This window comes from Embleya sp. NPDC059237, assembly GCF_042754105.1.
In the GTDB taxonomy this organism is placed as follows: domain Bacteria; phylum Actinomycetota; class Actinomycetes; order Streptomycetales; family Streptomycetaceae; genus Embleya.
The window spans coordinates 324,166-347,802 of the sequence record NZ_JBHZAE010000004.1 but is presented as its reverse complement, the minus strand read 5'-3'; the positions used below and the strand labels follow the sequence as shown (position 1 = coordinate 347,802).

The following is a 23,637-nucleotide window of genomic DNA, read 5'->3' as shown; positions in this document are numbered from 1 at the left end:
ATGCGTCAAGGACCGGGACGGGCGGTGCCGGTGTGCTCTCCGTATCGGTGGACCGGAGGCGTTAGCCTTCGGAGGCGGGTCGGTGGTGCGTGCGCGCCGAGTTCGATGGATGGGTGTCGGTCCGGTCGAGGGTCGGCCGTGGCCGTGATCCGAAGGTGGTGCGATGAGCCAGACCGCGATGACACGAACGCTGACGGTGTTGCTGGTGGAGGACGATCCGGGCGACGCGTTGATGATCGAAGAGGCGTTGCTGGACCGGGAACGGGGGCACACCCTGTGTCGGGTCGCGGACGGCATGGAGGCGCTGGAGTGGCTGCGTACGCATGCGCGGCCGGATCTGGTGATCCTGGATCTGAACATGCCGCGGATGGACGGTCGCGAGGTGTTGTCGGCGATGAAGGCCGACGAGCGGTGGCGGACGATCCCGGTGGTGGTGCTGTCCACCTCGGCCGCGCCCGACGACGTGCGGCGCAGTTACGACCTGCACGCGAACGCGTTCGTGACCAAGCCGGTCGAGTTGGAGTCGTTCCTGGAGGCGGTGCGCCGGATCGACGAGTTCTTCCTGAGCCTGGTGACGCTGCCGCGCGGGTGAGCGCGGGCGCGCCCGCCGTTTCGGCGCGGCGCGCTCACCCGCTCGCGGGGATCAGGCAGGCGATGCCGTCCAGGAGGCGGTCCAGCCCGAAGGTGAACAACGTTTCGAGGCTCAGTTCCAGGTCGGGGTCGGTCAACGCGGCGGAGTACATCGGGAAGTCGCCGCCGGCCAGGATCAGGTCCATGGTCTCGTCCTGGGCCTGCATCCATTCCTCGCTGGACACGCCCGTGGCGCGTTCGGCCTCGGATTCCCCGGCGAGATTGATCGCGGTGCCGCGTACATAGTTGAGCATCGTCACCGCGATGTGGATCATCACGCCCGTCGGCAGCCCCTCGAACTCGGCCATCGCCCACTCCACATGCCGCATGCCGCGCACCGTCGGCAGCGGGCGGGTCATCGACATGACCTGGGCCAGCCACGGGTGGCGGCGGTACATCGCCCACTGCATCCGGCACGAGGCCTCCAGGCGGGCCCGCCAGCCGATGCGCTCCTCGGCGGGGAACGGCGCCCCGGCGAACACGCTGTCGGCCATCGCGGCGAGCAGGTCCTCCTTGCCGGGCACGTGCCGGTACAGGCTCATCGGAGCCACCCCCACCTCGGCGGCGATCTGCCGCATCGACACCGCCGCCAGGCCGCGTTCGTCGGCGATGGCGATCGCGGCCGCGATCACTCGCTCCCGGGTGAGTTCGGCGTCGGTGCGCGGCGGGTGTGTGGGCGGGACGGTGATCGCCCGGACCCGGGCGCGCGGCGCGTCGGAGCGGTCGACGACCACGGTGCCGACCCCGCGCACCGCCCGGACCAGTCCCGCATCGCGCAGCACGGTCAGCGCCTTGGTGGCGGTGGCCATGGCCACGCCCCACTCCGCGGTGATCGCCCGGGTGGAGGGCACCCGATCGCCGGGGCGCAGCTCGCCCGTCTCGATCCGCCGACGCAGCTCGTCGGCGATCCGGATCGACGGCGTGGCGTCGCGGGGCATCGGGGCCTCCCGGGCTGTCGGTACTCCCTGTCCTGGTCAGTGCACTATAGAGCACCCTTGCCGCCGGATTGGTGCACTAGTTTCTGTGCACTACTTGGTGAAGCCTTTATTCCCGCGGAATATCGAGCTGTTGTTGCGCGGCGTACGGTGTGTTTACTCTGTACGCGGCGGAGCGTACGCCGTACGGAAGCAGTGCGGTGCGACAGTGCGAACAATGGGGGAGATTCCAGTGGCGATCGACGAGACGACCGGAAAGCCGGGGGCGGCGCCGTCGGCGGGGCGGCGGGAGTGGGTCGGGCTGGCCGTCCTGCTGGTGCCGCTGCTGTTGGTGAGCATGGACGTGTCGGTGCTCTACTTCGCGGTGCCGTTCATCGGCCGGGCACTGGAGCCCACCGGCACACAGCAGTTGTGGATCCTGGACATGTACGGGTTCGTGCTCTCCGGTCTGCTGATCGTGATGGGCGCGCTCGGCGACCGGATCGGTCGGCGGCGGCTGCTCCTGGTGGGGGCGGGGCTGTTCGCCGGGGCGTCGCTGCTCGCGGCGTACGCGCAGGACGCGCAGACGCTGATCGCCGCACGGGCCCTGCTCGGGGTGGGCGGGGCGGCGCTGATGCCGTCCACGCTGGCGCTGATCCGCACCATGTTCGTCGACCCCAAACAGCGCGGGACGGCGATCGCGATCTGGACCGCGGTGATGACCGGCGGCATCTCGCTCGGGCCGATCCTGTCCGGTGTGCTCGTCGAACACTTCTGGTGGGGTTCGATCTTCCTGATCAACGTGCCGGCGATGGCGATCCTGCTGATCCTGGTCCCGGTCTTCGTCCCGCGTCATCGCGGCGTCGCACACGGGTCGTTCGACCTGATCGGCGCGGTGCTATCGCTCGGCACGCTGCTGCCGGTGGTGTACGGGATCAAGGAGATCGCCCGATCCGGGGCACAGACGTTGCCGATCGCGAGCATCGCTTTCGGGCTGATCGTCGGGGCGCTCTTCGTACGGCGCCAACTCACCGCCGAGCATCCGCTGTTGGACCTGGAACTGTTGCGGATGCGGGCGTTCGGCGGGGCGGTGTTCGCCAATGTGATGTCGATGTTCGCGATCGTCGGATTCGCCATCTTCACCACGCAGTACCTCCAGTCGGTGCTCGGGATGAGCCCGCTGCGCGCCGCGCTGTGGAGCCTGGTGCCGTCGCTGGCGGTCGCGGTGGCCACGCCCGTGGCCACCGTGCTGGCCCGGCGGATCGATCGGGCCTGGGTGATGAGCGGCGGATTCACGGTGGCCATCGGCGGCTTCGCGGTGCTGGCGACCGCTCGGCCCGACTCCTCGCTCGCGCTGCTGCTCGGCGGCGCGGCGGTGTACGCGGCCGGCGTGGTCGCGGTGATGACGCAGGTGACCGAGATGGCGATGGGCGTCGCGCCGGCCGAGCGGGCCGCCTCCGCCTCCGCCGTGTTGGAGTCGGGCAGCGAACTCGGCGGTGCGCTCGGCATGGCGCTGCTCGGCACGATCGGCGACGCGGTCTACCACCGGGCGATGGCCGACACCGGTCCCGGGGGGCCGGCGCGGGAGACCCTGGGTGGGGCGCAGGCGACCGCGGCCCGGTTGTCGGGGGACGCGGGGCGGACCCTGCTGGACACGGCCCGGGACGCGTTCTGCGACGGGATGAACGCCGCGGCGATCGGCGCGGCGGTGGTCATGGTGATCGGGGCCGGCTACTGCGCGCGGTTCCTGCGCGGGGTGCCGGTGGCCGACGCCGGGGCGGGGCAGGGGACTTCGGCGCTCGCCGAGGCGCCGGTCGCGGGCGCGCCCGCGGTCGATGTGCCGGTCGACGCCCGCTGACCCCGGCGCGCGGTCGTCGGCTCAGCGGCGCGGGCAGGCGCGCGCGGTGTGGATCGTGGTCGCGGCGAGGTAGAAGGCGTCCGGGCGCCACAGGATGCCGGTGTCCGTGTCGGGATCGAGCAGGGCGTCGAGGGTGGCCAGGTCCTCGGCGTCCAGGCGGTCGGCCAACAGGGCGCGGCGGTGCGTGAGTTCGGCGTGCAGGTGCTCGCGCGGCAGGGCGTCCAGCGGTGAGGGCAGGTCGATCAGGAACGAGTGGGTGCCGGTCGGGACCAGGCCCGCGCGGGCCAGCATGGCCGGCCGGTCCTCGACCGCCGCCCGGGCGCCGGGCAGGCTCGCCCGCAGCTCGGCGAACCAGTCCTCGTGGGCGGCGTCGAGCCGGGCCTGGAGGCCGGGGCGGCCGATGCCGATGTCGCGGGGCAGGAAGCGGGTGGACAGGCCGCGCTCGGCGATCGCGATCATCCCGCCGGGACGCAGCACCCGGGCCAGGGCGTCCAGCGCGGCTTGCTGGTCGCCGAGGTGGTGGACCACGTCGCCCGCCCAGATCAGGTCGGCGCTGCCCAGGGTGTCCAGGTCGGCGGGCAGCTCGACGTGGTGGGTGTGTACCCGGTGGCTCAGGCCCTCCCGGTGTGCGCGGGCGCCGGCGCGAGCCAGCAGGGCGGGGTTCGGCGCGACGGCGACCACGTCGGCGTTGGGGAAGTAGCGGGCCAGCAGGCAGGACGCGACCCCGGGGCCGCCGCCCAGATCGAGGATCCGGTCCACCCGGGTCAGCGTGCGGTCGCCGTACAGCGCCAGATCGCGCAGCCGTGCGGCGGCCTCCTCCAGGAAGGGGGCGTGCAGCTCGGCCTCGCGTTCGAGGAGCGGGCCTGCGTCCCGCCCCGGGGGGTCGGTGCGGGGGTCGGTGGTCATCAGGTGCGTCTCCCGAGTTCTGGGCTACCGTCGCCGCGGTTGGCCGGGTCCGTCGTCTGCCGTGTGCTGCGTGTGAGGGACACAACGTCGGCGAAGGGCCGCGGTAATCCACGATCGGCGAGCGTTCCCGGCGGCGCACCGGATCGGTGACCTGCGCCGCGGGCGCCGGCGCGCCGGGGTCGGGTGACCGGCCGCCCGGCGGCGCGGCGTTAGGGTCGGGGCATGAGCGAGGAGATCGTCTACAAGCTGGTCGGCGCCGACGAGTGGGCCCAGGCGCTGCGGGCCGGCCGGTTCGCGGGGTCCGGGATCGACCTGGTGGACGGCTACGTGCACCTGTCCACGGGCGCGCAGGTGGCGGAGACCGCCCGGCGGCACTTCGCCGGCCGCGACGATCTGGTCCTGGTGGCACTGGATCCGGCCGTCCTGGGGGCGGCGCTGCGCTGGGAACCCTCGCGTGGCGGCGCGCTCTTCCCGCACGTGTACGGCGTGGTCGACCCGGCCGCGGCGCTGTGGACCGCCCCCCTGGACCTGCCGGCGACCCCCGACGGCGACGACGTGGCCGAGGCGGTCCTCGCGGCACTCGACACCTACGGACACTGACCGCCGGGCGGCCTGTGCCGGGACGCGCGGAGACCGCGGGGCTCAGGCGCCGTCATCGGGTCGGCGTGCGCAGCAGGTCGCCGGAGATCGAGTCCTCGACGAAGGCGTTGATCCCCGGGCCGGTGAGTTCGCGGGGGGCGAAGTCGTCGAAGTAGGCCAGCGGTACGTGTACGCACAGCAATGCCGCGGCCACCAGCACCCGGTGGCGTGAGCGCACCCGGGACGGGGCCGCATCGGGCGGCTCCTGCCCCAGCCACCACCACGCCACCACGGCCGTGTTGGCCAGGAGCAGGAACGCCCAGCGGTGGGTGTCCCATCCGGCGAACGCGGCCACCAGCGGCGCGACGGCCGCCGCGATCGCCAACAGTCGGCGCGGCCCCACCACGGTGCCCCCGGCGAACGCCAGGGCCGGCGCCGCGGCGAGGAGCACCGCGAGCGGGACCAGGAACCACAACACCTCGAATGGCTCGTACATCCGCAGACTCTCCGCCTGCGTCCGGCCGAAGATCTCGAACACGTCGGCCCGGGCCGGGAATCCGCCCTCGCGCAGCCGAGCCTGCAGACCGGGCGCCGCCCCGTCGGCGGCCGGCGAGACGAGCAGCACGGTGCCGCCGACGAGCACCGCGGGCAGCAGTACGGCCGCCGCCCGGCGGATCGGCAGCCGGTCCACCACCAGCAGGGTGAACAGCGGGATCACGGTCAGCATCGCGATCTCGTGCACGCACACCGCGACCGCCATCACCAGCGCGGCGGCGATCACGCGACCCCGGGCGAGCAGCCACCACGCGCCGAACAGGGCCAGGAACAGCAGCTGTTCGAAGTAGCCGACCTCGTGGAAGAGGTAGCCGCCGGTGGGCAGCACCAGCCACCCGGCAACCAGGGCCCGCCGGGCCGGCACCCGGGTGCGCGCCGCCGCGACCACCACGACCGCGAGCAGCGCGGCCAGGATCACGAACGACGTGCCGGCGAACAGCGCGTACGGGTAGTCCGTCGCCTCCGCGACCGGATGCAGCACTGTGCCGACCACGAACCGCCGGTGGAAGCCGTCCTGGAGCGAGATCGTCTGCAATGTCGCGGTCCACGCGCTCGGTGCGCGGATCCCGGTGTACGCGGCCAGTAGCACGCACGCCACGAGGAGCAGCGTGCGGCGGGTGGGCGCCGAGAGGCGTCGTCGGGGCGGCTCGACCGACGCGCAGATGCCCGCGGACATGGCTCGGACGACCGGTTGAACAACCGGTTCGTAGCAGGTTTCGGGCATGACTGACCTCGCCGTCGGCGCCCCGACAAGAGCGCGAAGGTATCGGGAAGGAATGGAGGCTCGGGAATGGTGAACGTGGTGGGTCGGCCGAACCCACTGGTGACTAGACGGGTCGAACGTGTGGGGATGTGACGGGTGAGCCCCGGGATTTCCTGTGGCGCTGATCACAGCCACGGAGTCGGCCGCGCGCCTGCCCGGAGCGTGCGGCCGACCGTGATCAGGGGGTTTCGGTGGGAATCGGCGGGTTCGCCAGTCGGGTCGGGATCCGGTCCAGGGTGATGCCGAAGTGCTCGCGGTAGGCGGCCAGGAGGGCGGCGTCGTCGACGAGTCGCTCCTCGTGGCGGTCGGTGCCGGTGGTCCGGATCAGGGTGCGGTCGGAGATGGTGATCCGTCCGTCCGGGAGGGCGAGCGAGCACACCGGGGCGTGGGTGAAGCGCGACGCCGGCGCGGTCTGGTGCCACCAGCACCCGGTCACGAAGTCGCCCGACACGCGCGGGCGGGGCTCCAGGCGGTACGCACGCTTTCCGTCGTGCAGGATGTCGACCTCGCCGTACTCGCCGTCGACGATCCGGAACACTCCGCCCGGGTCCACCTGGTCCGTCCGCAGATCCAGCCGTATCGGGCGGTGGGTGAAGCGCCCGAAACCGACGTCGACCAGCCACGGATGCTCCAGGTCGACGCGCAGCGCCAAGTGGTCGAACGGGATCCCCACCCGCCCCGAGTCGCCGTAGGTGTACGCGGACAACAGGGTGACGCGGTAGCCGAGTTCGCGCAGCAACACGGCGAACGCACCGCAGAGTTCGTAGCACAGGCCGCCGCGCCGCCGATCCAGGATCTTCGCGAGCAGCGTGTCCTCGTCGAGCGAGAGCGGGCGACCCAGGTGGATGTCCAGGTTCTCGAACGGGACGGTCAGCAGGTGCCGCCACTGCAACTCGGCCAGTGTCCGCGGATCCGGGGACGCCGGGCGAGGGACGCCGAGCAGGGCCAGGTAGCTGTCGATGCGGTTGGGGTTCACCGTGCCTCCGGGCTGTGTGCGTGGTACCGGCCGACTGCGGCCGCGCCTCAGCATGCCCGGCGGGGACCGGCCCCGCCGGCCCGGGTCGGCCTTCCCCGCAGCGGCGCGAGCGGCCGTGCGGGGCGCGGAAATTCGCACGACAGGCCCGGCCCCGCGGCGGCATCATGCGAGGGCCGCAGCCCGACTCCGGCGCCCCCCACACCCCTCGCCGAAAGGTCGCCGTGCAGGCCGCACACACGATCACCCCCGCAGCACTGCCCGACGTCCTGCTGCATACCGCGCTGGTGCGACCGGTCTTCGTGTGGGGCGCTCCCGGGATCGGAAAGTCGTCGCTGGTACGCGACTTCGCCGCCTCGATCGGCCTGGAGTGTGTGTCGCTCCTCGGCACCCAGCTCGCCCCCGAGGACCTGATCGGCGTGCCGCAGGTCGTGGCCGGCCGCAGCCGGTTCTGCCCGCCCGAGCAGATCGCCCGGGACGAGCCGTACTGCCTGTTCCTGGACGAACTCAACGCCGCCTCCCCGGACGTGCAGAAGGCGTTCTACTCGCTGATCCTGGACCGACGGATCGGCTCGTACACGCTGCCCGCCGGGTCGGTGGTGATCGGCGCGGGCAACCGGGCGAGCGACAACGCGCTGGCCCGACCGATGTCTTCGGCGCTGATCAACCGCCTCGTGCACGTACACCTGCGCGCCTCGGTCGACGACTGGCTCGGCTGGGCCGGCGTCAACGGCATCCACCCCTGGATCCTGGAGCACATCCGGGCCCGACCCGACCACCTGTGGAGCGCGCCGCCCAAGACCGAGGAGGCGTTCTCCACGCCGCGCGCGTGGCACATGCTCTCCGACGGGCTGTACTCCTTCGGCCCCGACGTCGGCGACGAACACGTGCGACTGCTCGCCCACGGCACGCTCACCCCCACCCACGCCGCCGCGTTCCTCGGCTTCCTCAAGACCGTGCGCAACGCCTACGGCCTGGACGCCATCCTCAAGGGCGACGCGCGTTGGCCGGCCGCGCCCGCCGACCGGGACCTGCTCTACTTCCTGGTCGAGAGCTTCCGCGCGCGACTGGCCAAGGACCTCCCGGCCGACCGCCGGCACGTCTCGCCCGCGCTGCGCGACTTCGCCTTCCGGGCCAAGGGGCTCTTGACCGAACTCGCCGAGATCTCCCTGGAGATGGCCCAACTCGTGATCGCCGACGACCGGGAGGGCGCCGAGCCGCTGCCCGCGTGGTTTCTGCTCGAAGCCGCCCGCGACCTGCCGCGCCTGGTCGGCGCGCGGCGCTGAACGGGCCGCCGATGGCCGCCCGTCGGGCCGGTGGGAAGAAGCCGGCCGTCAACCACGCGGACAAGGTCGTGGCGGCGCGCGAAGCCGGCTGGTCGGCGACCGACGTGGCGCCGATCGCCTACCTCGCCCACCTGGTGCGGCACGACTACGACACCCTCGGCCCGGGCGCGCTGGGCCACATCGGCGAGCGCGGCACGCTGACCGTGGACCGGCACCGCTACGTGCCACCGCTGCTGTGGGAACGGGCCTACACCCATCTGCTGCTGCACCTGGCGCTCGGCCACCTCGACGGGCACACCCTCGCCGAGGCCGGCCTCGGCCATCCCGCCGCCGTGATCGACGACGCCTACAACACCGCGTGCTGCGTCGCGGTGCACCGCTTCGCCGACGGCCTGGGCATCGGCACCCCCCTGACGGAGTTGCCCCGACTGCCCGACGGCGACGAACGCGAACTCACCCAACGCTGGCGCCTCGAGGGTGTGCCCGAGGCGCTGCGCCGGCTCGGGACCAACGGCACCTCGCCCTGTCTGCGCCGCGAACCGCCGCCGACCCGCGACGCCCCGGCGCCGCGCGACTGGCCCGCGGTGATGGCGCGCGGACTGGTCGAGATGGTCGCCACCTCGTTGGAATCCGCAATGGCCGAACCGGGCGAGCAGGTCGGCGTCGCGGGGCGGGCCCGCACCCGGGGCCCCTGGGACCGCGCGTTGTCCTGGTTCGTCTCCTCCTACCCGCTCCTGGGCGCCCTCGCCGCCGGCCTCACCGTGGTCGCCGACGCCGAACTGGCCCGCTCGTGGGGCATCTCGATCGCCGCGGTCAGCGCCGAGCACGGCGAGATCTACGTCAACCCGCACGTGCAACTCTCGGTGGAGGAATGGCAGTTCGTGCTTGCGCACGAGATGTTGCACGCCGCACTGCGGCACGATCGGCGGCGCGAGCACCGCGACGCGCACCTGTTCAACGTGGCCTGCGACTACGTGATCAACGGGTGGCTGGTGGAGATGGGCGTCGGGGTGATGCCCGGCGGCTTGCTCTACGACGCGCGACTGACGGGACTGTCCGCGGAATCCGTGTACGACACGCTGACCACCGACCTGCGCCGGGCCCGCAAACTGCGCACCCCCGGCTCCCGCGAGCACGGCGACATGCTGGGCGAATGGCTCTCCGAACCGGCCGCGGCGGCGCGGCGGTCCAGTCGGCGCGGCACCCCCGGACCGCTGCCCGCGCGGCCCGGACCCCGGGTCTCCTCGGTTGACCTGGACGCCTTCTATCGGCGCGCGCTGACCGCCGGTCTCGCCTACCACGACGTCGGGCGCGGCCTGTTGCCCGCCGGTCTTGTCGAGGAGATCCGCACACTGGAACAGCCGCCGCCGGCCTGGGACGTGCGGCTGGCCCGCTGGTTCGACGAACACGTACGCCGGCCCGAGACCGTGCGCACCTACGCCCGGGCGGGCCGCCGCCAGGCCGCCACCCCCGACATCCCCCGGCCCGGGCGGGTGCGGCCGGAGGACGTCGACCGGCTGTGTACGTTCGGCGTGGTCCTGGACACCTCCGGATCGATGGACACCACCCTGCTCGGCAAGGCCCTGGGCGCGATCGCCTCCTACGCGAGCGCCCGGGACGTACCGGCCGCGCGGGTCGTGTACTGCGACGCCGCCGCCTACGACGCCGGCTACCTGCCGGTCGAGGACATCGCGCAGCGGGCCAAGGTGCGCGGGCGCGGCGGCACGGTTCTGCAACCGGGGATCCGACTCCTGGAGGGCGCCGCCGACTTCCCGCCCGACGGGCCGATCCTGGTGATCACCGACGGGCACTGCGACGTGTTGCGGATCCGGCGCGAACACGCCTTCCTGGTCCCGGCCGGCGCCCGGCTGCCGTTCTCCCCGCGCGGGCCGGTGTTTTGGGTCGGCTGAAGGGGCCGCCGACCTGCGCGACTACTGCGATTGCGGTGGACGGTCGTGCGGTTTCGGTAGGTCGCGGTGTCCGTAGCCGCATGACGACGCGAGGGGTCGTCCCGAACGAGGCTCGAAGGGTCATCGCTCGTGGATAGGGAGACCCTGACGTGGCGACTTTTCTGTATCGGCTCGGCCTCGCGGCCTTTCGGCGGCGCGGTCGGGTGCTCTTGGTGTGGCTGGGGGTGCTGGTCGTGGTCGCGGTGGGCGCCGCGCAGGCGTCGGGGCCCTCGGACGAGGAGTTCTCGATGCCGGGGATCGAGTCGCAAAAGGCGTTCGATCTGATGGAGCAGCGTTTTCCCGGAACCGCCGCGGACGGCGCCACCGCCCGGATCGTCTTCGTGGCCCCGGGCGGGCACACGGTGACCGACGGCGACCTGCGCAAGGCCGTCGAACAGGCGGTGAGGGCGCTGGGCGAAGGCCCGCAGGTGGCCGGTGTCGCGGACCCGTTCGCGTCGCAGGCGGTGAGCAAGGACGGTGCGACCGCGTATGCGACCGTCACCTACAAGGTGGAGGCCGACGACGTCACCGACGCCGCCCGTACGGCGGTGAACAAGGCGGCGGACCGGGCCCGTTCGGCGGGCCTGACGGTGGAGACCGGCGGATCGGCGATGGACGCCGGCGGCGGCCCCGGCGGGAGCGCGGAGCTGGTCGGCCTCTCGGCGGCGGCGATCGTACTGCTGTTCACTTTCGGGTCGTTGGCCGCCGCGGGCCTGCCGCTGCTGACCGCGATCGTGGGGGTCGCCGTGAGCCTGTTCGCGATCCTGCTCCTCGCGGGCCCTTTGGGCCTGTCCTCGGACACGCTCACCCTCGGGATGATGCTGGGCCTGGCGGTGGGCATCGACTACGCCCTGTTCGTGGTCTCGCGCTATCGGGAGGAGCGTGGGCGCGGGCGGGCGCCGCACGAGGCGGCCGGGGTGGCCGTGGGTACCGCCGGATCGGCGGTCGTGTTCGCCGGGGTCACCGTGATCATCGCGCTCGCCGGGCTGTCGGTGGTGGGGATTCCGACGCTGACGAAGATGGGCCTGGCCGCCGCCGGAGCCGTCGCGGTCGCCGTGCTGGTCGCGTTGACCGTCGTGCCCGCGCTGCTCGGCTTTTGGCCGAACGCGGTGCTCGCCCGCCGGGTACGCAAGGGCCGCGCGCGCGGCGGCCCGGCCGCCGGGCGGGACAACCTCGGCACCCGCTGGGCGCGTTTCGTACTGCGCCGTCCCGTGGCGGTGCTGGTGCTCGGCGTGGTGGGCCTGATCGCGCTCGCCGTGCCGATGGCGTCGCTGCGCCTCGGCATGCCGGGCGACGAGGCCAAGTCCACCGCGACCACCGAGCGGCGTGCCTACGACGCGCTCGCCGAGGGCTTCGGCCCGGGCTTCAACGGCCCGCTGACCATCGTCGTGGACGCGAAGGGAGCGCCCGACCCGCAGGCCGCGGTGCGCGCCGTCGGCGACCGGATCGCCCGTACCGACGGCATCGTGTCGGTCGCGCCGGCCCGCTTCAACGAGGCCGGCGACACGGCGGTCTTCCGGGCCACCCCGTCGACCAGCCCCACGGACGAGAAGACCAAGGACCTGGTGGAGACGATCCGCCGCAACCGTCCGGCCGTGGAGCGGCAGGCGTCGGCGACGTTCGAGGTCACCGGTACGACCGCGCTGAACATCGACGTCGCGGCCAAGGTGCAGTCCGCGCTGGTGCCGTACCTCGCGGTGGTGGGCGCCCTGGCGGTGGTCCTGCTGCTCGTGGTCTTTCGGTCCGTGCTGGTACCGGTCAAGGCGGCGCTGGGCTTCGTGCTGTCGGTGCTGGCGGCGCTGGGTGTACTGGTGCTGGTCTTCCAGAAGGGACACGCCGCGGACCTGTTCGGCGTGGAGCAGACCGGGCCGATCATGAGCCTGATGCCGATCTTCATGATGGGCATCGTCTTCGGACTGGCCATGGACTACGAGGTGTTCCTGGTCTCGCGGATGCGGGAGGCGTACACCCACGGGGAAGGCGCCCATCAAGCCGTCGTGTCCGGGTTCCGGCACAGCTCCCGGGTGGTGACCGCCGCCGCGCTGATCATGGTCGCGGTCTTCTCCGGATTCATCGGGGAGGACGGGTCGCTGATCAAGATGCTCGGGTTCGGTCTGGCCGCCGCGGTGCTGTTCGACGCCTTCGTGGTCCGGATGGCCATCGTGCCCGCGGTGCTGGCCCTGCTCGGCGACCGGGCCTGGTGGTTGCCGACGTGGCTGGGTCGGGTCCTGCCCCGCGTCGACGTGGAGGGCGCGGCGCTCGATCACGCGCGCTCGCACAACCCGCACCCGGATCCGGACGGGCCGGTCCAGGCGCGCGTGTGACGCCGCCGCCCGCGGATTCCGCCCGAGCACGCCCTCTCGGGCGGTCCGCGGGGCCCGCCCGCGCCGTCATCGGCGACGATGGACCTCGGCACGCCCCCTCACGGAGAGCATGATGACCGGCAACCTCGAACGGTACGCGCAACGCCACGCCCGGGTCGCGGACGTGCTGACTGCGGTGGCGTCCTGCGTGTGCACGGTCTTCGGGGCCCGGATCAGTACATCCGAGTCCGCGCCGCCGCACGCCCTGTGGCCCGCCTGGATCCTGCTGCTGTCCGGGGTGGCCGTGGTGGGCTCCCGCAGCCGGCCGCGAGCCGCCCTCGTGGTCACCGCCGCCGCGGCCGCCGTGCTGACCGCGCTGGGCTACCTGCCCAGCCCCCTGCTGCTGGCCCCCGTGATGACCGCCCTGTACTGGCTCGCCGCGCTCACCGATTCGCGGACCGTCGGCTGCTACGGCTCGGCGACCATGACCGTGCTCCTGGCCACCTCGCTGGCCGGCGCGCCGATCGGCGACGACTTCACGCTGCGGACCGTGGGCACGGTCCTGTGGCTGCTGCTGCCGGTGTCCCTGGGCAGTTGGAGCCGGTTGCGGCGCGCCTACGTCGAGTCGGTGCAGGCCCGCGCCGCGCATGCCGAGCGCACCCGCGAGGAGGAGGCCCGGCTTCGCGTCGCCGAGGAACGGATGCGCATCGCCCGCGAACTGCACGACGCCGTCGCCCACCACATGGCCGTCGCGCACGCCCAGGCCGGCACCGCCGCCCACCTCGCCGACACCCACCCGGAGCAGACCCGGAAGATCCTGACCGACCTGGTCGGCACCACCACCGCCGCGCTCCTGGAACTGCGCGTCACGGTGGGCGTGTTGCGCCGCACCGCCGATCCGGACGCCGATCCGCTGGAGCCCGCGCCGGGCCTGGACCGCCTTCCGACGCTGGTCGCGGCCTGCGCGTCGGCCGGTCTGACGGTCACCGTCGACACCGAAGGACAGGCCCGACCGCTGTCCCCGGGCGTGGACCTGACCGCCTACCGGATCATCCAGGAGGCCCTGACCAACGCCACGAAACACGCGTCGGACCACGCGGCCCGGGTCCGGCTCCGCTACGACGACGCGCGCCTGTTCATCACCGTCACCAACGACGGCACCACCGACGGCGGGCCCGTGCCGCCGGTGCCCGGCGGCGGATACGGACTGATGGGGATGCGCGAACGCGCCCACTCCGTCGGTGGCGACCTGCGCGCCGGCCCCCGACCCGAGGGCGGCTTCGAGGTCGCGGCGGCCCTCCCCTTTCAGCCCCGCACCCCGGCGGACACCCCGGCCGGACGACGACACGAGGAAACCCGTTGACCATCCGTGTCCTGCTCGCCGACGACCAGGCCCTGCTGCGCGGCACCTTCCGGCTCCTGATCGACTCCTGCGCCGACATGGAGGTGGTCGGCGAGGCCGCCGACGGCGGGCAGGCGGTGGCGGCGGCCCGCGCCCACCGGCCCGACGTCGTCCTGATGGACATCCGCATGCCCGGCACCGACGGCCTCGCCGCCACCGCCGCGATCTGCGCGGACCCCGACCTCGCCGGCACGCGCGTACTGATCCTGACCATGTTCGAGACCGAGGAATACGTCGCCCGGGCGCTACGGGTCGGGGCCAGCGGTTTCCTCGGCAAATACGTCACTACGGACGCGCTCCTCGACGGCATCCGAACCGTCGCCGGTGGCGAGGCGCTGCTGTCCCCGGGCGCCACCCAGGCACTGATCACCCGCTTCCTCACCACCCCCGCCTCCGGACCGCCGCTGGCCCCGGCCGAACGCCTCGCCGACCTGACACCCCGCGAACAGGAGGTCACCGTCCTGGCGGCGCACGGCAAGTCCAACGACCGGATCGCCGCGGAGCTGGTGCTGAGCGTGCTGACCGTCCGCACCCACATCCAACGCGCCATGACCAAACTCGGCGCGCGCGACCGCGCCCAACTCGTCGTCATCGCCTACCAGAGCGGCCTGGTGCGCCCCGAACCCCCCGGCCTGTGAGGACGGTGGGTGTCGTGTCCCAGGTGCACATCGGTACGCCCGCGGGCCCTGCCGGACGGCGGCGTACACCACGCCCATGGATGTGCCCCTCGTGGGCGTGGGCGGGCGCGGGAGGCTAGGTTGGAGCGCATGCGTGTGGCGTTGATCGATTCCGGGACGGGGTTGCTGCCGACAGCCGGGTGGTTGCGGCGGTTGCGGCCCGATCTGGACCTGTTGTTGTGCATGGACCCCGATCACATGCCCTGGGGCGACCGGAGCGAGGCGGTGATCACCGAACGGGTGCTGGCCGCCGGTGAACTGGCCGTCACGCGCGGCGTCGACGGCATGGTGGTGCCGTGCAACACGGCCACCGTCACCGCGCTCGACACGCTGCGCGCCCGACACGAACCCGCCGTGCCGGTGGTGGGCACGGTGCCCGCGATCAAGCCGGCCGCCGCGGCCGGCGCGCCGTTCGCGGTCTGGGCCACCGCGGCGACCACCGCGAGTGCCTACCAGGCCCGGCTGATCGAGGAGTTCGCCGCCGGACACACCGTGGTCCGGATCGCCTGTCCGGGCCTGGCCGAGGCGATCGACCGGGCCGACGAGCCGGCCATCGCGGTGGCGCTCGCCGACGCGGCGCGCCGCACGCCCGCCCACTGCGCGGGCGTGGTCCTGGGCTGTACGCACTACCCGCTGGTCGCCGAGCGGATCGCCGCCGCGCTGCCTGCCGAGGTGGTGCTGTACGACAGCGCCGAGGCGGTCGCGCGGCAGACGTTGCGCCGGCTGGGGCTGAGCGAGGATGCCGGGGCGACTCCGGGCGGCATCGAGGTGGTGCTCAGCGGGCGCCCCGGCGCGCTCCCGCCGAACGCGCTGGCGTACCCGCTCGGCCGGGCCCTCGCCGGTCGCCGCCCGCTGGAGGCGTCCACCGGGATCGGCGCCGGATCCGCCTGAGCCGGCCGCCGCTCAGGCGTTCCAGGTGCGGGTGCACAGCACCAGCGGGTAGCCGTCCGGGTCGGTGACGGTGACGCCGAACCTGTCCCAGTAGGGGTTGTGCGCGGCGGTGCGGGTGCCGCCCGTCGCGATCAGCCGGTCCACCAGCTCGGGGTCGATCGGGCCGCCCAGGTAGAGCACGAACAGGTCGTCGACGGTCGGTGTCGGTGGCAGCGGGTTTTCCGGGTCCCGGGTGAGTTCGAAGTGCCAGTGGCCCCCGGGCAGTCCGACCATCACCAGGTCGTGCTCGCCGGGGACCTGCTCGGTGGTGCGCCACAGGACGCTCAGGCCCAATCCCTCGACGTAGAACCGCTCGGCGGCGGCGAGGTCGAGGGAGGGGCGGGCGATACGGATGTGCGTGTCGATGTCGATCATGGCGGTGAGGCTAGCGGGCGCCCGCCGGCCGGCCGGGAGCGGACGGGCGCCCGCGACGGTGTGGGGCGGGCGCCCGGCGGTCTCAGGCGAAGTCGGCGGCGTGCTCCTTCGCCCAGTCCCGGAAGCCGCGCGGCGGTGTGCCGGTGAGGTCCTGCACCGTGGTGGTGAGCACGGCCGGCTGCGGCGGGGCGTCGGCGCCCGCCAGCAGCGCGTCCACCAGCGCCGGCGGGCGACCGTCGGCGAGCATCCGGGCCCGGGCGACGGCCGGTGGGACCGGCTCGAAGCGCAGCGGACGGCCGATCGCCGCGCCGATCAGGGCCACCTGGTCGGCCCGCCCGAGCACGTCCGGGCCGGTCAGTACGTAGCCGGCGCCCGCGTGGCCGTCCTCGGTCAGCACCCGGACCGCCACCGCGGCGATGTCCCCCGGATGCACCACCGGCTTGGCGGGCAGGTCGGGCCCGTGCACGACGCCCGTCTCGCGGATCTGCCCCGCCCAGCCCAGCGTGTTGCTCGCGATCGTCTCGGCACGCAGGAAGGTCCACGTCGCATCGGAGCCGGTGATCGTGCGCTCCAGATCGGCGTGCAGGGCGCCGATCGGGTCGTCCCGCCCGGCGAGCGCGTCGCGTACCCGCGACGAGGAGAGGTAGACGACACGGTCGGTGTGCTCGGTGACCGCCGCCAGCACCTCCGGCGCGCCCTCGGCGGTGAGGAAGGGCCAGACCAGGAACACCGATTCGACCCCGGTCAGCGCCGCGGCGAGGCCGGCCGGATCGGCCAGATCGCCGGCGACCACCTCGACGCCGGGGGGCAGGTCGGCGGTTTCGGGACGCCGGACCAGCGCCCGTACCTCGGCTCCCGCGGCGAGCAGTTCGGCCACCACATGGCGGCCGACGTTGCCGGTCGCCCCCGTTACCAGAATCATGCATCGTCCCTTTCGTGCCGTCGGGCGGAGGGGGAGGTGCCGCCCTCCGCCGTCGGACGCTCGCGCGACCGACGCGGACGAGAGGTCAAGCCCGGGTGCGGCGCGGCTTATTCCAGGACCTTGGCCAAGAACGCGGACAGGTTGCCCTTCGTGCGCTCGATCTGCTCGGGCACGGTCAGCGATTCCTCGAACCGGCCGCCGGGGGCCGGCTTCTTCAGGCCGCGGACGTAGAGCGAGCAGGCCAGGTCGGTGCACATGTACACGCCGACGGAGTTGCCGTCGCGGCCCGCGCGGCCGGTGCGGCGCGCGGTCATCAGCGAGACGCCGCTGCCCGGGTGTGTGGTCAGACACAGCGAGCACATGCTGCGGTGCAGGTAGCCACGCCGCTGGGCGGGGAAGCGCAGGGTGACGCCGACGAGGTCGCCGGCGTGTTCGGTCACCAGATAGGTGCGATCCGGTGCGCCCGGATCGCCCCAGCCCAGGAAGTCCAGCTCGGCCCATGGGCGTTCGGCCAGGTCACGGGGCATCGGCAGGCGTTGCGCCTCGCCCTTGGAACAGTTGACGAACGACGTGCGGATGTCCTGCTCGGTCAGTGGGTTCATGCGGCGGAAACTAACAGTGCCTGTGTAGTCTAGGCAAGAACCTAGAGGGACTAGGAAGTGGGAAAAACACCGGGGTGCGATGATCGGCGCCTCGACGGAGGGGGCGGGTTGGCGCGCAAGGGACTGACCGCGGAACGGGTGACCAGGGCAGCCGCGGATCTGGCCGACGAGGTCGGCTTCGAGAACATCACCCTGACCGCGCTGGCGCGCGGCTTCGGGGTGAAGGACGCGAGCCTGTACTCCCATGTGCGCAACCTCCAGGAGCTGCGCGTGGGGATCGCCCTGCTGGCCGCCGCCGAGCTGGCCGATCGCATCGGGGTGGCGGTGGCGGGCCGGGCCGGCCGGGACGCGCTGACGGCGTTCGCCCGGGCGTACCGCGACTTCGCGCTGGAGCACCCCGGTCGCTACGCGGCCACCCAGGCGCGGATCGATCCGGCCCTGCTCGCGTGCTCCGACGGCCATCGGCGCAACGTCGACTACACCTACGCGATGTTGCGCGCCTACGGCCTGGAGGAACCGGATCTGACCGACGCGGGGCGGCTGTTGCGCAGCACGTTCCACGGCTTCGCGGTCCTGGAGGCCAACGGCGGGTTCGGCCACGTGCGCCCGCCGGGGGAGTCCTTCGAGCGGGCCGTGCAGGCGCTGCACGCGGCGCTGGAGCGGTGGCCCGACTGAGCGCTTGCCGCAGCGGCCGGCGCGCGGTTCGATCATGGTGCCCGGCGGCGGGTCGCCGGCCGGGCGGCACCGGGTTCGAGGGAGGCGTGTGGTGACGAGGTACGTGGCGCTGTTGCGCGGGATCAACGTGGGCGGACACCGCAGGGTGCCGATGGCGGACCTGCGCCGGGTGCTGACCGGACTCGGCTTCACCGAGGTGCGCACGCTGCTGCAGAGCGGGAACGCGGTCTTCGCGACCGCCGAGCGGCCGACCGACGAACTCGTGGCGACGATCGAGGCGGGACTGGCCGCCGAGTTCGGGTTCGCGGTGGACGTGATGGTGCGCAGCGACGCGGAGTGGCGGGCGGTGGTGGCGGCCAATCCGCTGGAGGTGCGCGATCCGGCGAAGCTCGCGGTGGCGTTCCTGCGCGCGCCGTTCGACCCGGCGGTGCTGGTCGGGGTCGATCCGGCCGACTACGCGCCGGAGGAGTTCAGCGCCGGCGGGCGCGAGTTGTACATGTACTTCCCGGACGGCCTCGGCAAGGCGCGGCTGACCCCGATCCTGTCCCGCCGGCTCGGCGACGGGGCGACCGTGCGCAACTGGAACACGGTGATCAAACTGCTCGCGCTGCTGGAACCGGCGACCTGAGCCGGACCGGCGACTCGAACCGGCCGCCCCGGGCACCGGGCCGGCCGGAAAACGCGGTGTCGTCCGGATGACGCGGAGCCGTCCGAAAGCATTGCACAATTTTGTGTGCACAGATTAATGTGCACGCATGGGAGAGATGCCGGAACGCCGCGAGGTCACCGAACTCGAAGCGCTGAAGGCACTCGCCCATCCCCGGCGGCAACGGATCATGCGACATCTGGAGGTGGACGGTCCGGCCACCTCCGCGACGCTGGCCCGCTCGCTGGACCTGAACACCGGCGCGACCAGCTACCACCTCCGGGAACTGGCCCGACACGGCTTCGTGGAGGACTTCGACGACCCCGAGGCACACGGCCGGGAGCGGTGGTGGCGCGCGGTGCGTCGGGACCTGCGGTTCCCGCCGCGCAGCGCGCAGAGCGCCGAGGTCCGCCCGGTGGTCGACGAGATGACCCGCCTGGTCTTCGCGGCCGACCTCCAAGACTTCCTCGACGCGAATACCGCACCCGAGGCCGACGAGGAGATGGACATGCCGTATTCGCGCGGCACGATCCACGTCACCCAGGCCGAACTGGGCGAGTTCTTCGAGGAGTACATCGCCCTCCTGAACCGATACAAGCGCACCGGCCCACTGCCCGACGGGGCACGGGCGGTGCAGACCCGGTTCTTCACGTACCGGTCCCCGGCGACCGGAGCGGGAACGAACCTGCCCGGGACGGACACACCCGGGACCGGCGAGCCCGACACGGCGCGCACCACCACGACCCCCGACACCCGAGACAAGGGCGACGCCGCACCATGAGTTCCCACGAACAGATACCCGAAGCCGTGTCCCTGATCGGAGTCGGACGCGTGCACGGCAAGGGCACCGCCGCCGTCACCGCGCTGAGCGACGTCACCGTCGGCATCCCCCGCGGCGCCTTCACCGCGGTCATGGGCCCCTCCGGCTCCGGGAAGAGCACGTTCCTGCAATGCGCGGCCGGCCTGGACCGGCCGACCAGCGGCACCGTGCGGCTCGGCGAGACCGACCTGTCCGGGCTGAACGAGACCGGCCTGACCGAACTGCGCCGCGAGCGCATCGGCTTCGTCTTCCAGGCGTTCAACCTGATGCCCTCGCTGACCGTGCTGGAGAACATCACGCTGCCGCTGCGCCTGGCCGGCCGCAAGGCGGACCGCGACTGGCTCGCCGAGATCGTCCGGCGGGTGGGCTTGGCCGGGCGTACCGAACACCGCCCCGCCGAGTTGTCCGGCGGCCAGCAGCAGCGCGTCGCGATCGCCCGCGCGCTGGTCACCCGGCCCGAGGTGGTCTTCGCCGACGAACCCACCGGCGCGCTGGACACGGTCACCGCCAAGGAGGTGCTGGTCCTGCTCCGCGACACGGTGGACACGATGGGGCAGACCGTGGTGATGGTCACCCACGACCCGGTCGCCGCCTCCTACGCCGACGATGTGCTGTTCCTCGCCGACGGCCGGATCACCGACCGGCTCGCCGGCGCGAGCGCCGAGCAGATCGCGGACCGGATGACCCATCTGGGCGCGTGGGCCGCCTGATGCTCTTCCTCGCCCTGCGTACGCTGCGCGCCCGAAAAGGCGGCTTCGTCGGCGCGTTCGTCGCGCTGGTCTGCGCCGCCGCCCTGGTCACCGCGTGCGGCGCGCTCCTGGAGACCGGCCTGCGCGGGGACATCCGCGTCGAACGCTACGCCGCCACCGACACCGTGGTCACCGCCGACCAGAACCTGCACTGGACCAAGCACAAGAAGGGCAAGACCAAGGTCAAGTCCAAGCCGCTGACCGAGCATGCCTGGCTGGACGACGCCGCCGTGGACCGGCTGCGCACGATCCCCGGCGTGGAGGTGGTGCCCGAACTGACCTTCTCCGCCCACGTGCTCACCGCCGGCGGCCGGGCCCTGGACACCGACGACAACGCGTGGGGGCACGCGTGGGAGTCGGCGCGGCTGACCCCGTTCGGACTGCGCGCGGGACGCGCCCCGGCGGCGGCCGGCGAGATCGTGCTGGACGCGGACCTGGCCCGGCGGGCCCGGGTCGAGGTCGGCGGCACGGTCACCGTGCAGGCCGGATCGGCCCCCGGCGCCTACCGTGTGGTGGGCGTCGCGACGCCGCCCGGTCGGGACGCACTGGCCCGGCAGGCCACCGTGTTCTTCGGCGCCGAGGACGCCCGACGGCTGGCCGGACACCCCGGACAGGTCGCGGCGGTGGGCCTGTTCCCCGCCCCCGGCGCGGACCCGGGCACCGTGCGCAAGGCCGCGAAGACGGCCCTCGCGGGGATCGGCGCGCAGGTACGGACCGGTACCGATCGTGGCCCGGCCGAGTTTCCGGCGGCGGCCAAGGCCCGAGTCACCCTGATCAGCCTCGGCGGCGCGCTCGGCGGCACCTCGCTCCTGGTGGCCGTCCTGGTTGTGGTGGGCACGTTCGCGCTGTCCATCCAACAACGTCGGCGCGAGATCGCGCTGCTGCGCGCGATCGGGGCGACGCCCCGGCAGATCCGGCGCATGGTGGGTCGCGAGGCGCTGGTGGTCGGCCTGCTCGCGGGCGCGCTCGGCGCGTTCGCCGGACTCGGCCTGGCCCGTTGGCTGCACGGGCGATTCGTGGCGTTCGGCGCGATGCCGGATACGCTGGAACTGAGGCTCAGCCCCTTCCCGCTGATCGGCGCGGCACTGCTGACCCTGGTCGCGGCCTGGACCGCGGCCCGCGTGTCGGTTCGGCGCGCGGCGCGGGTGCGGCCCACCGAGGCCCTGGCCGACGCGGCGATCGAACGGCCCCGGGTGGGCGTCGGGAGACTGATCGGCGGACTGATCGCGGCGGCGGGCTACGCCGTGCTGCTCCTGGTGCTCAGCGGGTTGGACACCGAGCCCAAGTCAACCCCCGTCACGTTCCTCACGGTGATCCTGGCCGCCGTCGCGATCGCGCTGCTCGGTCCGATCGTGGCCCGCGCGGCGACCGCCGTGTTCGGCGCGGTGGTCGGGCGCCTGTCGCCGGTGAGCGGCTTCCTGGCCGCGCGCAACGCCCGGGCCGCGGCCGAGCGGGTGGCCGCCGTGGTCACCCCGCTGAGCCTGGCGGTGGCGATGGCCTCGACCATCCTGTTCACCCAGACCACCGCGAGCCACGCCGCGCAGGAGCAGGCGAAGGCGGGCACGTTGGCGTCGTACACGCTGGCCGCCGGCCCCGGTGTGCCCGGCCGGGCGGCCGAGGCGGCGCGTGCGGTGCCCGGGGTCGAGGTGGTTACCGAGGTACTGCACACGCTCGTGCGGGCCGGCCAGGACAAGTTCCCCGCCCAGGGCGTCACGCCCAAGGGCCTGGAGCGCACGCTCGACCCGAAGACGAAGTCCGGTTCGTTGACGGCGATGACCGACACCACGGTCGCGGTGAGCGACCTGGCCGCCAAGACCAAGGGGGTGGGGATCGGCGACGACCTGAAGGTCACCATGGGCGACGGCGTGGTGGTCACGCTCAAGGTGGTCGCGGTCTACGAACGCGGCCTCGGCTTCGGCGACCTGACCCTGCCGTACGCGGTGACGGCGGCGCACGTGGACCGGCCGGCCGCCGCGGCGGTGCTGATCTCCGGGACACCCGCGTTGTCCCGGGAGCCGCTGCGGCGCGCGATGGCCGACTTCCCCGGGGTCCGGGTGCTCGACCGCGGCGAGGTCGAACAGGCCCGGCGGGACCAGGCCGGCACCCAGGCCCAGGTCAACTATGTCGCGATGGGGCTGATCATCGCGTTCACCGGGATCGCCGTGGTGAACACGCTGGTGATGGCCACCTCGGCCCGGCGGCGCGAGTTCGCGCTGCTGCAACTGGTGGGCACCACGCGCCGACAGGTGATGCGGATGTTGCGCTGGGAGACCGGGGCGGTGGTGCTGCTTGCCGCGGGGCTTGGCTCGCTGGTCGCCTACGCGACGCTGACCGCGTACAGCATGGGCATGACCAAGAGCGCGTCGCCGTACGCGCCGCCGGTGACCTACGCGACCGTGGTGGTCGTGGCGGCGGTGTTGGCGCTGGTGTCGACGGTGGTGCCGGCGCGGGTCGCACTGCGCGGAAACCCGGCGGACACGATGGGGCTGCGCGACTGATCGCCGCATGGACGGGGGGAACGCCGGCCGGGCCTCGGGTGGCCCGGCCGGCGTCGTGTGGTGGGGGAGTCGGAACGGTCGAACGCCTCGGGCCCGCCCCTCCGCGTCCCCGATTCCCACGGGGTTTCGAACGCGGCTCCGGCCGTTCGCCGTCGGGGGGCGGGGTGGGGTTGAATGGCGGGTCTTGTCGGTCGGGTCGGGAGGCGGCGGCGTGGAGATTTGGCTCAATCCGGCGTGTTCGAAGTGTCGGGCCGCCGTGGATCTGTTGGACGCGGAAGGCGCCGCCTACACCGTGCGGCGGTACCTGGAGGAGCCGCCGTCCGCGGCGGAGATCGAGGCGGTGCTCGGGCGCCTGGGGCTGGAGCCCTGGGACCTCACCCGCCTCGGGGAGGCGGTCGCCGCGGAACTCGGCATCGCCGACTGGGGGCGGGATGCCGGGGATCGGGCACGCTGGGTCGCGGCGTTGGCAGCGCATCCGGTGTTGATCCAGCGGCCGATCATCACGGCCGACGACGGTCACGCGGTGGTGGGACGCAGCCCCGAGGCGGTGCGCTCGGCTCTCGGGTGAGGGCGGGTGCTCGTCGGGGAGAGGGGAAAATCGGGAGACATGTGTCCGATTTGAGGT

Annotated in this window: 22 protein-coding genes; 15 read left to right on the top strand and 7 right to left on the bottom strand. The window is 73.1% G+C overall.

Annotated elements, in window-relative coordinates; all coding sequences use genetic code 11:
* Window positions 1-163: 163 nt before the first annotated feature.
* Window positions 164-592, top strand: a complete 429-nt coding sequence (locus tag ACFXKZ_RS15600; RefSeq protein ID WP_380000581.1) for a response regulator — start codon at window positions 164-166, stop codon at window positions 590-592.
* 34 nt (window positions 593-626) lie between these two features.
* On the opposite strand, the gene ACFXKZ_RS15595 is transcribed toward ACFXKZ_RS15600, so the two are convergent.
* Window positions 627-1,568, bottom strand: coding sequence for a TetR/AcrR family transcriptional regulator C-terminal domain-containing protein (locus ACFXKZ_RS15595; RefSeq protein WP_380000579.1), 942 nt, complete (start codon window positions 1,566-1,568; stop codon window positions 627-629).
* Window positions 1,569-1,782: 214 nt separating this feature from the next.
* Here ACFXKZ_RS15595 and ACFXKZ_RS15590 point away from each other — a divergent pair, with 214 nt between their 5' ends.
* Window positions 1,783-3,402 carry an MFS transporter gene (locus tag ACFXKZ_RS15590; RefSeq protein ID WP_380000577.1) on the top strand — a complete coding sequence of 540 codons (1,620 nt, stop codon included), beginning with the start codon at window positions 1,783-1,785 and terminating at the stop codon, window positions 3,400-3,402.
* A gap of 21 nt (window positions 3,403-3,423) precedes the next feature.
* Here ACFXKZ_RS15590 and ACFXKZ_RS15585 read toward each other — a convergent pair whose 3' ends face one another.
* Window positions 3,424-4,308 (bottom strand): class I SAM-dependent methyltransferase, encoded by an 885-nt coding sequence (locus tag ACFXKZ_RS15585; protein WP_380000576.1) that lies wholly within the window; start codon window positions 4,306-4,308, stop codon window positions 3,424-3,426.
* A 222-nt stretch (window positions 4,309-4,530) separates the two neighbouring features.
* On the opposite strand from ACFXKZ_RS15585, the gene ACFXKZ_RS15580 reads away from it, so the two are divergent.
* Complete coding sequence (locus ACFXKZ_RS15580) at window positions 4,531-4,908, top strand: DUF952 domain-containing protein (protein WP_380000574.1); 378 nt, start codon at window positions 4,531-4,533, stop codon at window positions 4,906-4,908.
* Between the two features lie 52 nt (window positions 4,909-4,960).
* On the opposite strand, the gene ACFXKZ_RS15575 is transcribed toward ACFXKZ_RS15580, so the two are convergent.
* Both ACFXKZ_RS15575 and ACFXKZ_RS15570 read right to left on the bottom strand, forming a co-directional pair.
* Window positions 4,961-6,118, bottom strand: coding sequence for a hypothetical protein (locus ACFXKZ_RS15575; protein ID WP_380000571.1), 1,158 nt, complete (start codon window positions 6,116-6,118; stop codon window positions 4,961-4,963).
* Window positions 6,119-6,383: 265 nt separating this feature from the next.
* Window positions 6,384-7,181: an arylamine N-acetyltransferase gene (locus tag ACFXKZ_RS15570; RefSeq protein WP_380000569.1), complete on the bottom strand. Its 798-nt coding sequence runs from the start codon at window positions 7,179-7,181 to the stop codon at window positions 6,384-6,386.
* A gap of 221 nt (window positions 7,182-7,402) precedes the next feature.
* Here ACFXKZ_RS15570 and ACFXKZ_RS15565 point away from each other — a divergent pair, with 221 nt between their 5' ends.
* From ACFXKZ_RS15565 to ACFXKZ_RS15540, 6 genes are all read left to right on the top strand, one after another.
* Window positions 7,403-8,464, top strand: a complete 1,062-nt coding sequence (locus ACFXKZ_RS15565) for an ATP-binding protein (protein ID WP_380000567.1) — start codon at window positions 7,403-7,405, stop codon at window positions 8,462-8,464.
* Between the two features lie 11 nt (window positions 8,465-8,475).
* Window positions 8,476-10,374 carry a hypothetical protein gene (locus ACFXKZ_RS15560; protein WP_380000565.1) on the top strand — a complete coding sequence of 633 codons (1,899 nt, stop codon included), beginning with the start codon at window positions 8,476-8,478 and terminating at the stop codon, window positions 10,372-10,374.
* Between the two features lie 149 nt (window positions 10,375-10,523).
* Window positions 10,524-12,737: an MMPL family transporter gene (locus tag ACFXKZ_RS15555; protein WP_380000563.1), complete on the top strand. Its 2,214-nt coding sequence runs from the start codon at window positions 10,524-10,526 to the stop codon at window positions 12,735-12,737.
* A 112-nt stretch (window positions 12,738-12,849) separates the two neighbouring features.
* Complete coding sequence (locus ACFXKZ_RS15550; protein ID WP_380000561.1) at window positions 12,850-14,079, top strand: sensor histidine kinase; 1,230 nt, start codon at window positions 12,850-12,852, stop codon at window positions 14,077-14,079.
* Window positions 14,076-14,756, top strand: a complete 681-nt coding sequence (locus ACFXKZ_RS15545; RefSeq protein WP_380000559.1) for a response regulator — start codon at window positions 14,076-14,078, stop codon at window positions 14,754-14,756. Before ACFXKZ_RS15550 ends, ACFXKZ_RS15545 begins: the two co-directional genes overlap by 4 nt.
* A gap of 129 nt (window positions 14,757-14,885) precedes the next feature.
* Window positions 14,886-15,686: a glutamate racemase gene (locus ACFXKZ_RS15540; protein ID WP_380000558.1), complete on the top strand. Its 801-nt coding sequence runs from the start codon at window positions 14,886-14,888 to the stop codon at window positions 15,684-15,686.
* 12 nt (window positions 15,687-15,698) lie between these two features.
* On the opposite strand, the gene ACFXKZ_RS15535 is transcribed toward ACFXKZ_RS15540, so the two are convergent.
* The 3 genes from ACFXKZ_RS15535 to ACFXKZ_RS15525 form a co-directional block, all read right to left on the bottom strand.
* Window positions 15,699-16,100 (bottom strand): VOC family protein, encoded by a 402-nt coding sequence (locus tag ACFXKZ_RS15535; RefSeq protein ID WP_380000556.1) that lies wholly within the window; start codon window positions 16,098-16,100, stop codon window positions 15,699-15,701.
* An 82-nt stretch (window positions 16,101-16,182) separates the two neighbouring features.
* On the bottom strand, window positions 16,183-17,022 hold the full coding sequence (locus ACFXKZ_RS15530; RefSeq protein WP_380000554.1) for an NAD(P)H-binding protein: 840 nt from the start codon (window positions 17,020-17,022) through the stop codon (window positions 16,183-16,185).
* Window positions 17,023-17,129: 107 nt separating this feature from the next.
* Complete coding sequence (locus tag ACFXKZ_RS15525; RefSeq protein WP_380000552.1) at window positions 17,130-17,624, bottom strand: FBP domain-containing protein; 495 nt, start codon at window positions 17,622-17,624, stop codon at window positions 17,130-17,132.
* A gap of 108 nt (window positions 17,625-17,732) precedes the next feature.
* Here ACFXKZ_RS15525 and ACFXKZ_RS15520 point away from each other — a divergent pair, with 108 nt between their 5' ends.
* From ACFXKZ_RS15520 to ACFXKZ_RS15495, 6 genes are all read left to right on the top strand, one after another.
* Window positions 17,733-18,299, top strand: coding sequence for a TetR/AcrR family transcriptional regulator (locus ACFXKZ_RS15520; protein ID WP_380000550.1), 567 nt, complete (start codon window positions 17,733-17,735; stop codon window positions 18,297-18,299).
* A 91-nt stretch (window positions 18,300-18,390) separates the two neighbouring features.
* Window positions 18,391-18,927 (top strand): DUF1697 domain-containing protein, encoded by a 537-nt coding sequence (locus ACFXKZ_RS15515; RefSeq protein WP_380000548.1) that lies wholly within the window; start codon window positions 18,391-18,393, stop codon window positions 18,925-18,927.
* A gap of 127 nt (window positions 18,928-19,054) precedes the next feature.
* On the top strand, window positions 19,055-19,726 hold the full coding sequence (locus ACFXKZ_RS15510; protein ID WP_380000546.1) for an ArsR/SmtB family transcription factor: 672 nt from the start codon (window positions 19,055-19,057) through the stop codon (window positions 19,724-19,726).
* Entirely contained in the window at window positions 19,723-20,475 is a 753-nt protein-coding gene (locus ACFXKZ_RS15505; RefSeq protein ID WP_380000544.1) for an ABC transporter ATP-binding protein, read from the top strand. The genes ACFXKZ_RS15510 and ACFXKZ_RS15505 overlap by 4 nt, the downstream gene beginning before the upstream one ends.
* Window positions 20,475-23,012 carry an ABC transporter permease gene (locus ACFXKZ_RS15500; RefSeq protein WP_380001133.1) on the top strand — a complete coding sequence of 846 codons (2,538 nt, stop codon included), beginning with the start codon at window positions 20,475-20,477 and terminating at the stop codon, window positions 23,010-23,012. The genes ACFXKZ_RS15505 and ACFXKZ_RS15500 overlap by 1 nt, the downstream gene beginning before the upstream one ends.
* A gap of 211 nt (window positions 23,013-23,223) precedes the next feature.
* Window positions 23,224-23,580, top strand: coding sequence for an arsenate reductase family protein (locus ACFXKZ_RS15495; RefSeq protein WP_380000542.1), 357 nt, complete (start codon window positions 23,224-23,226; stop codon window positions 23,578-23,580).
* The last annotated feature ends 57 nt before the right edge of the window (window positions 23,581-23,637 follow it).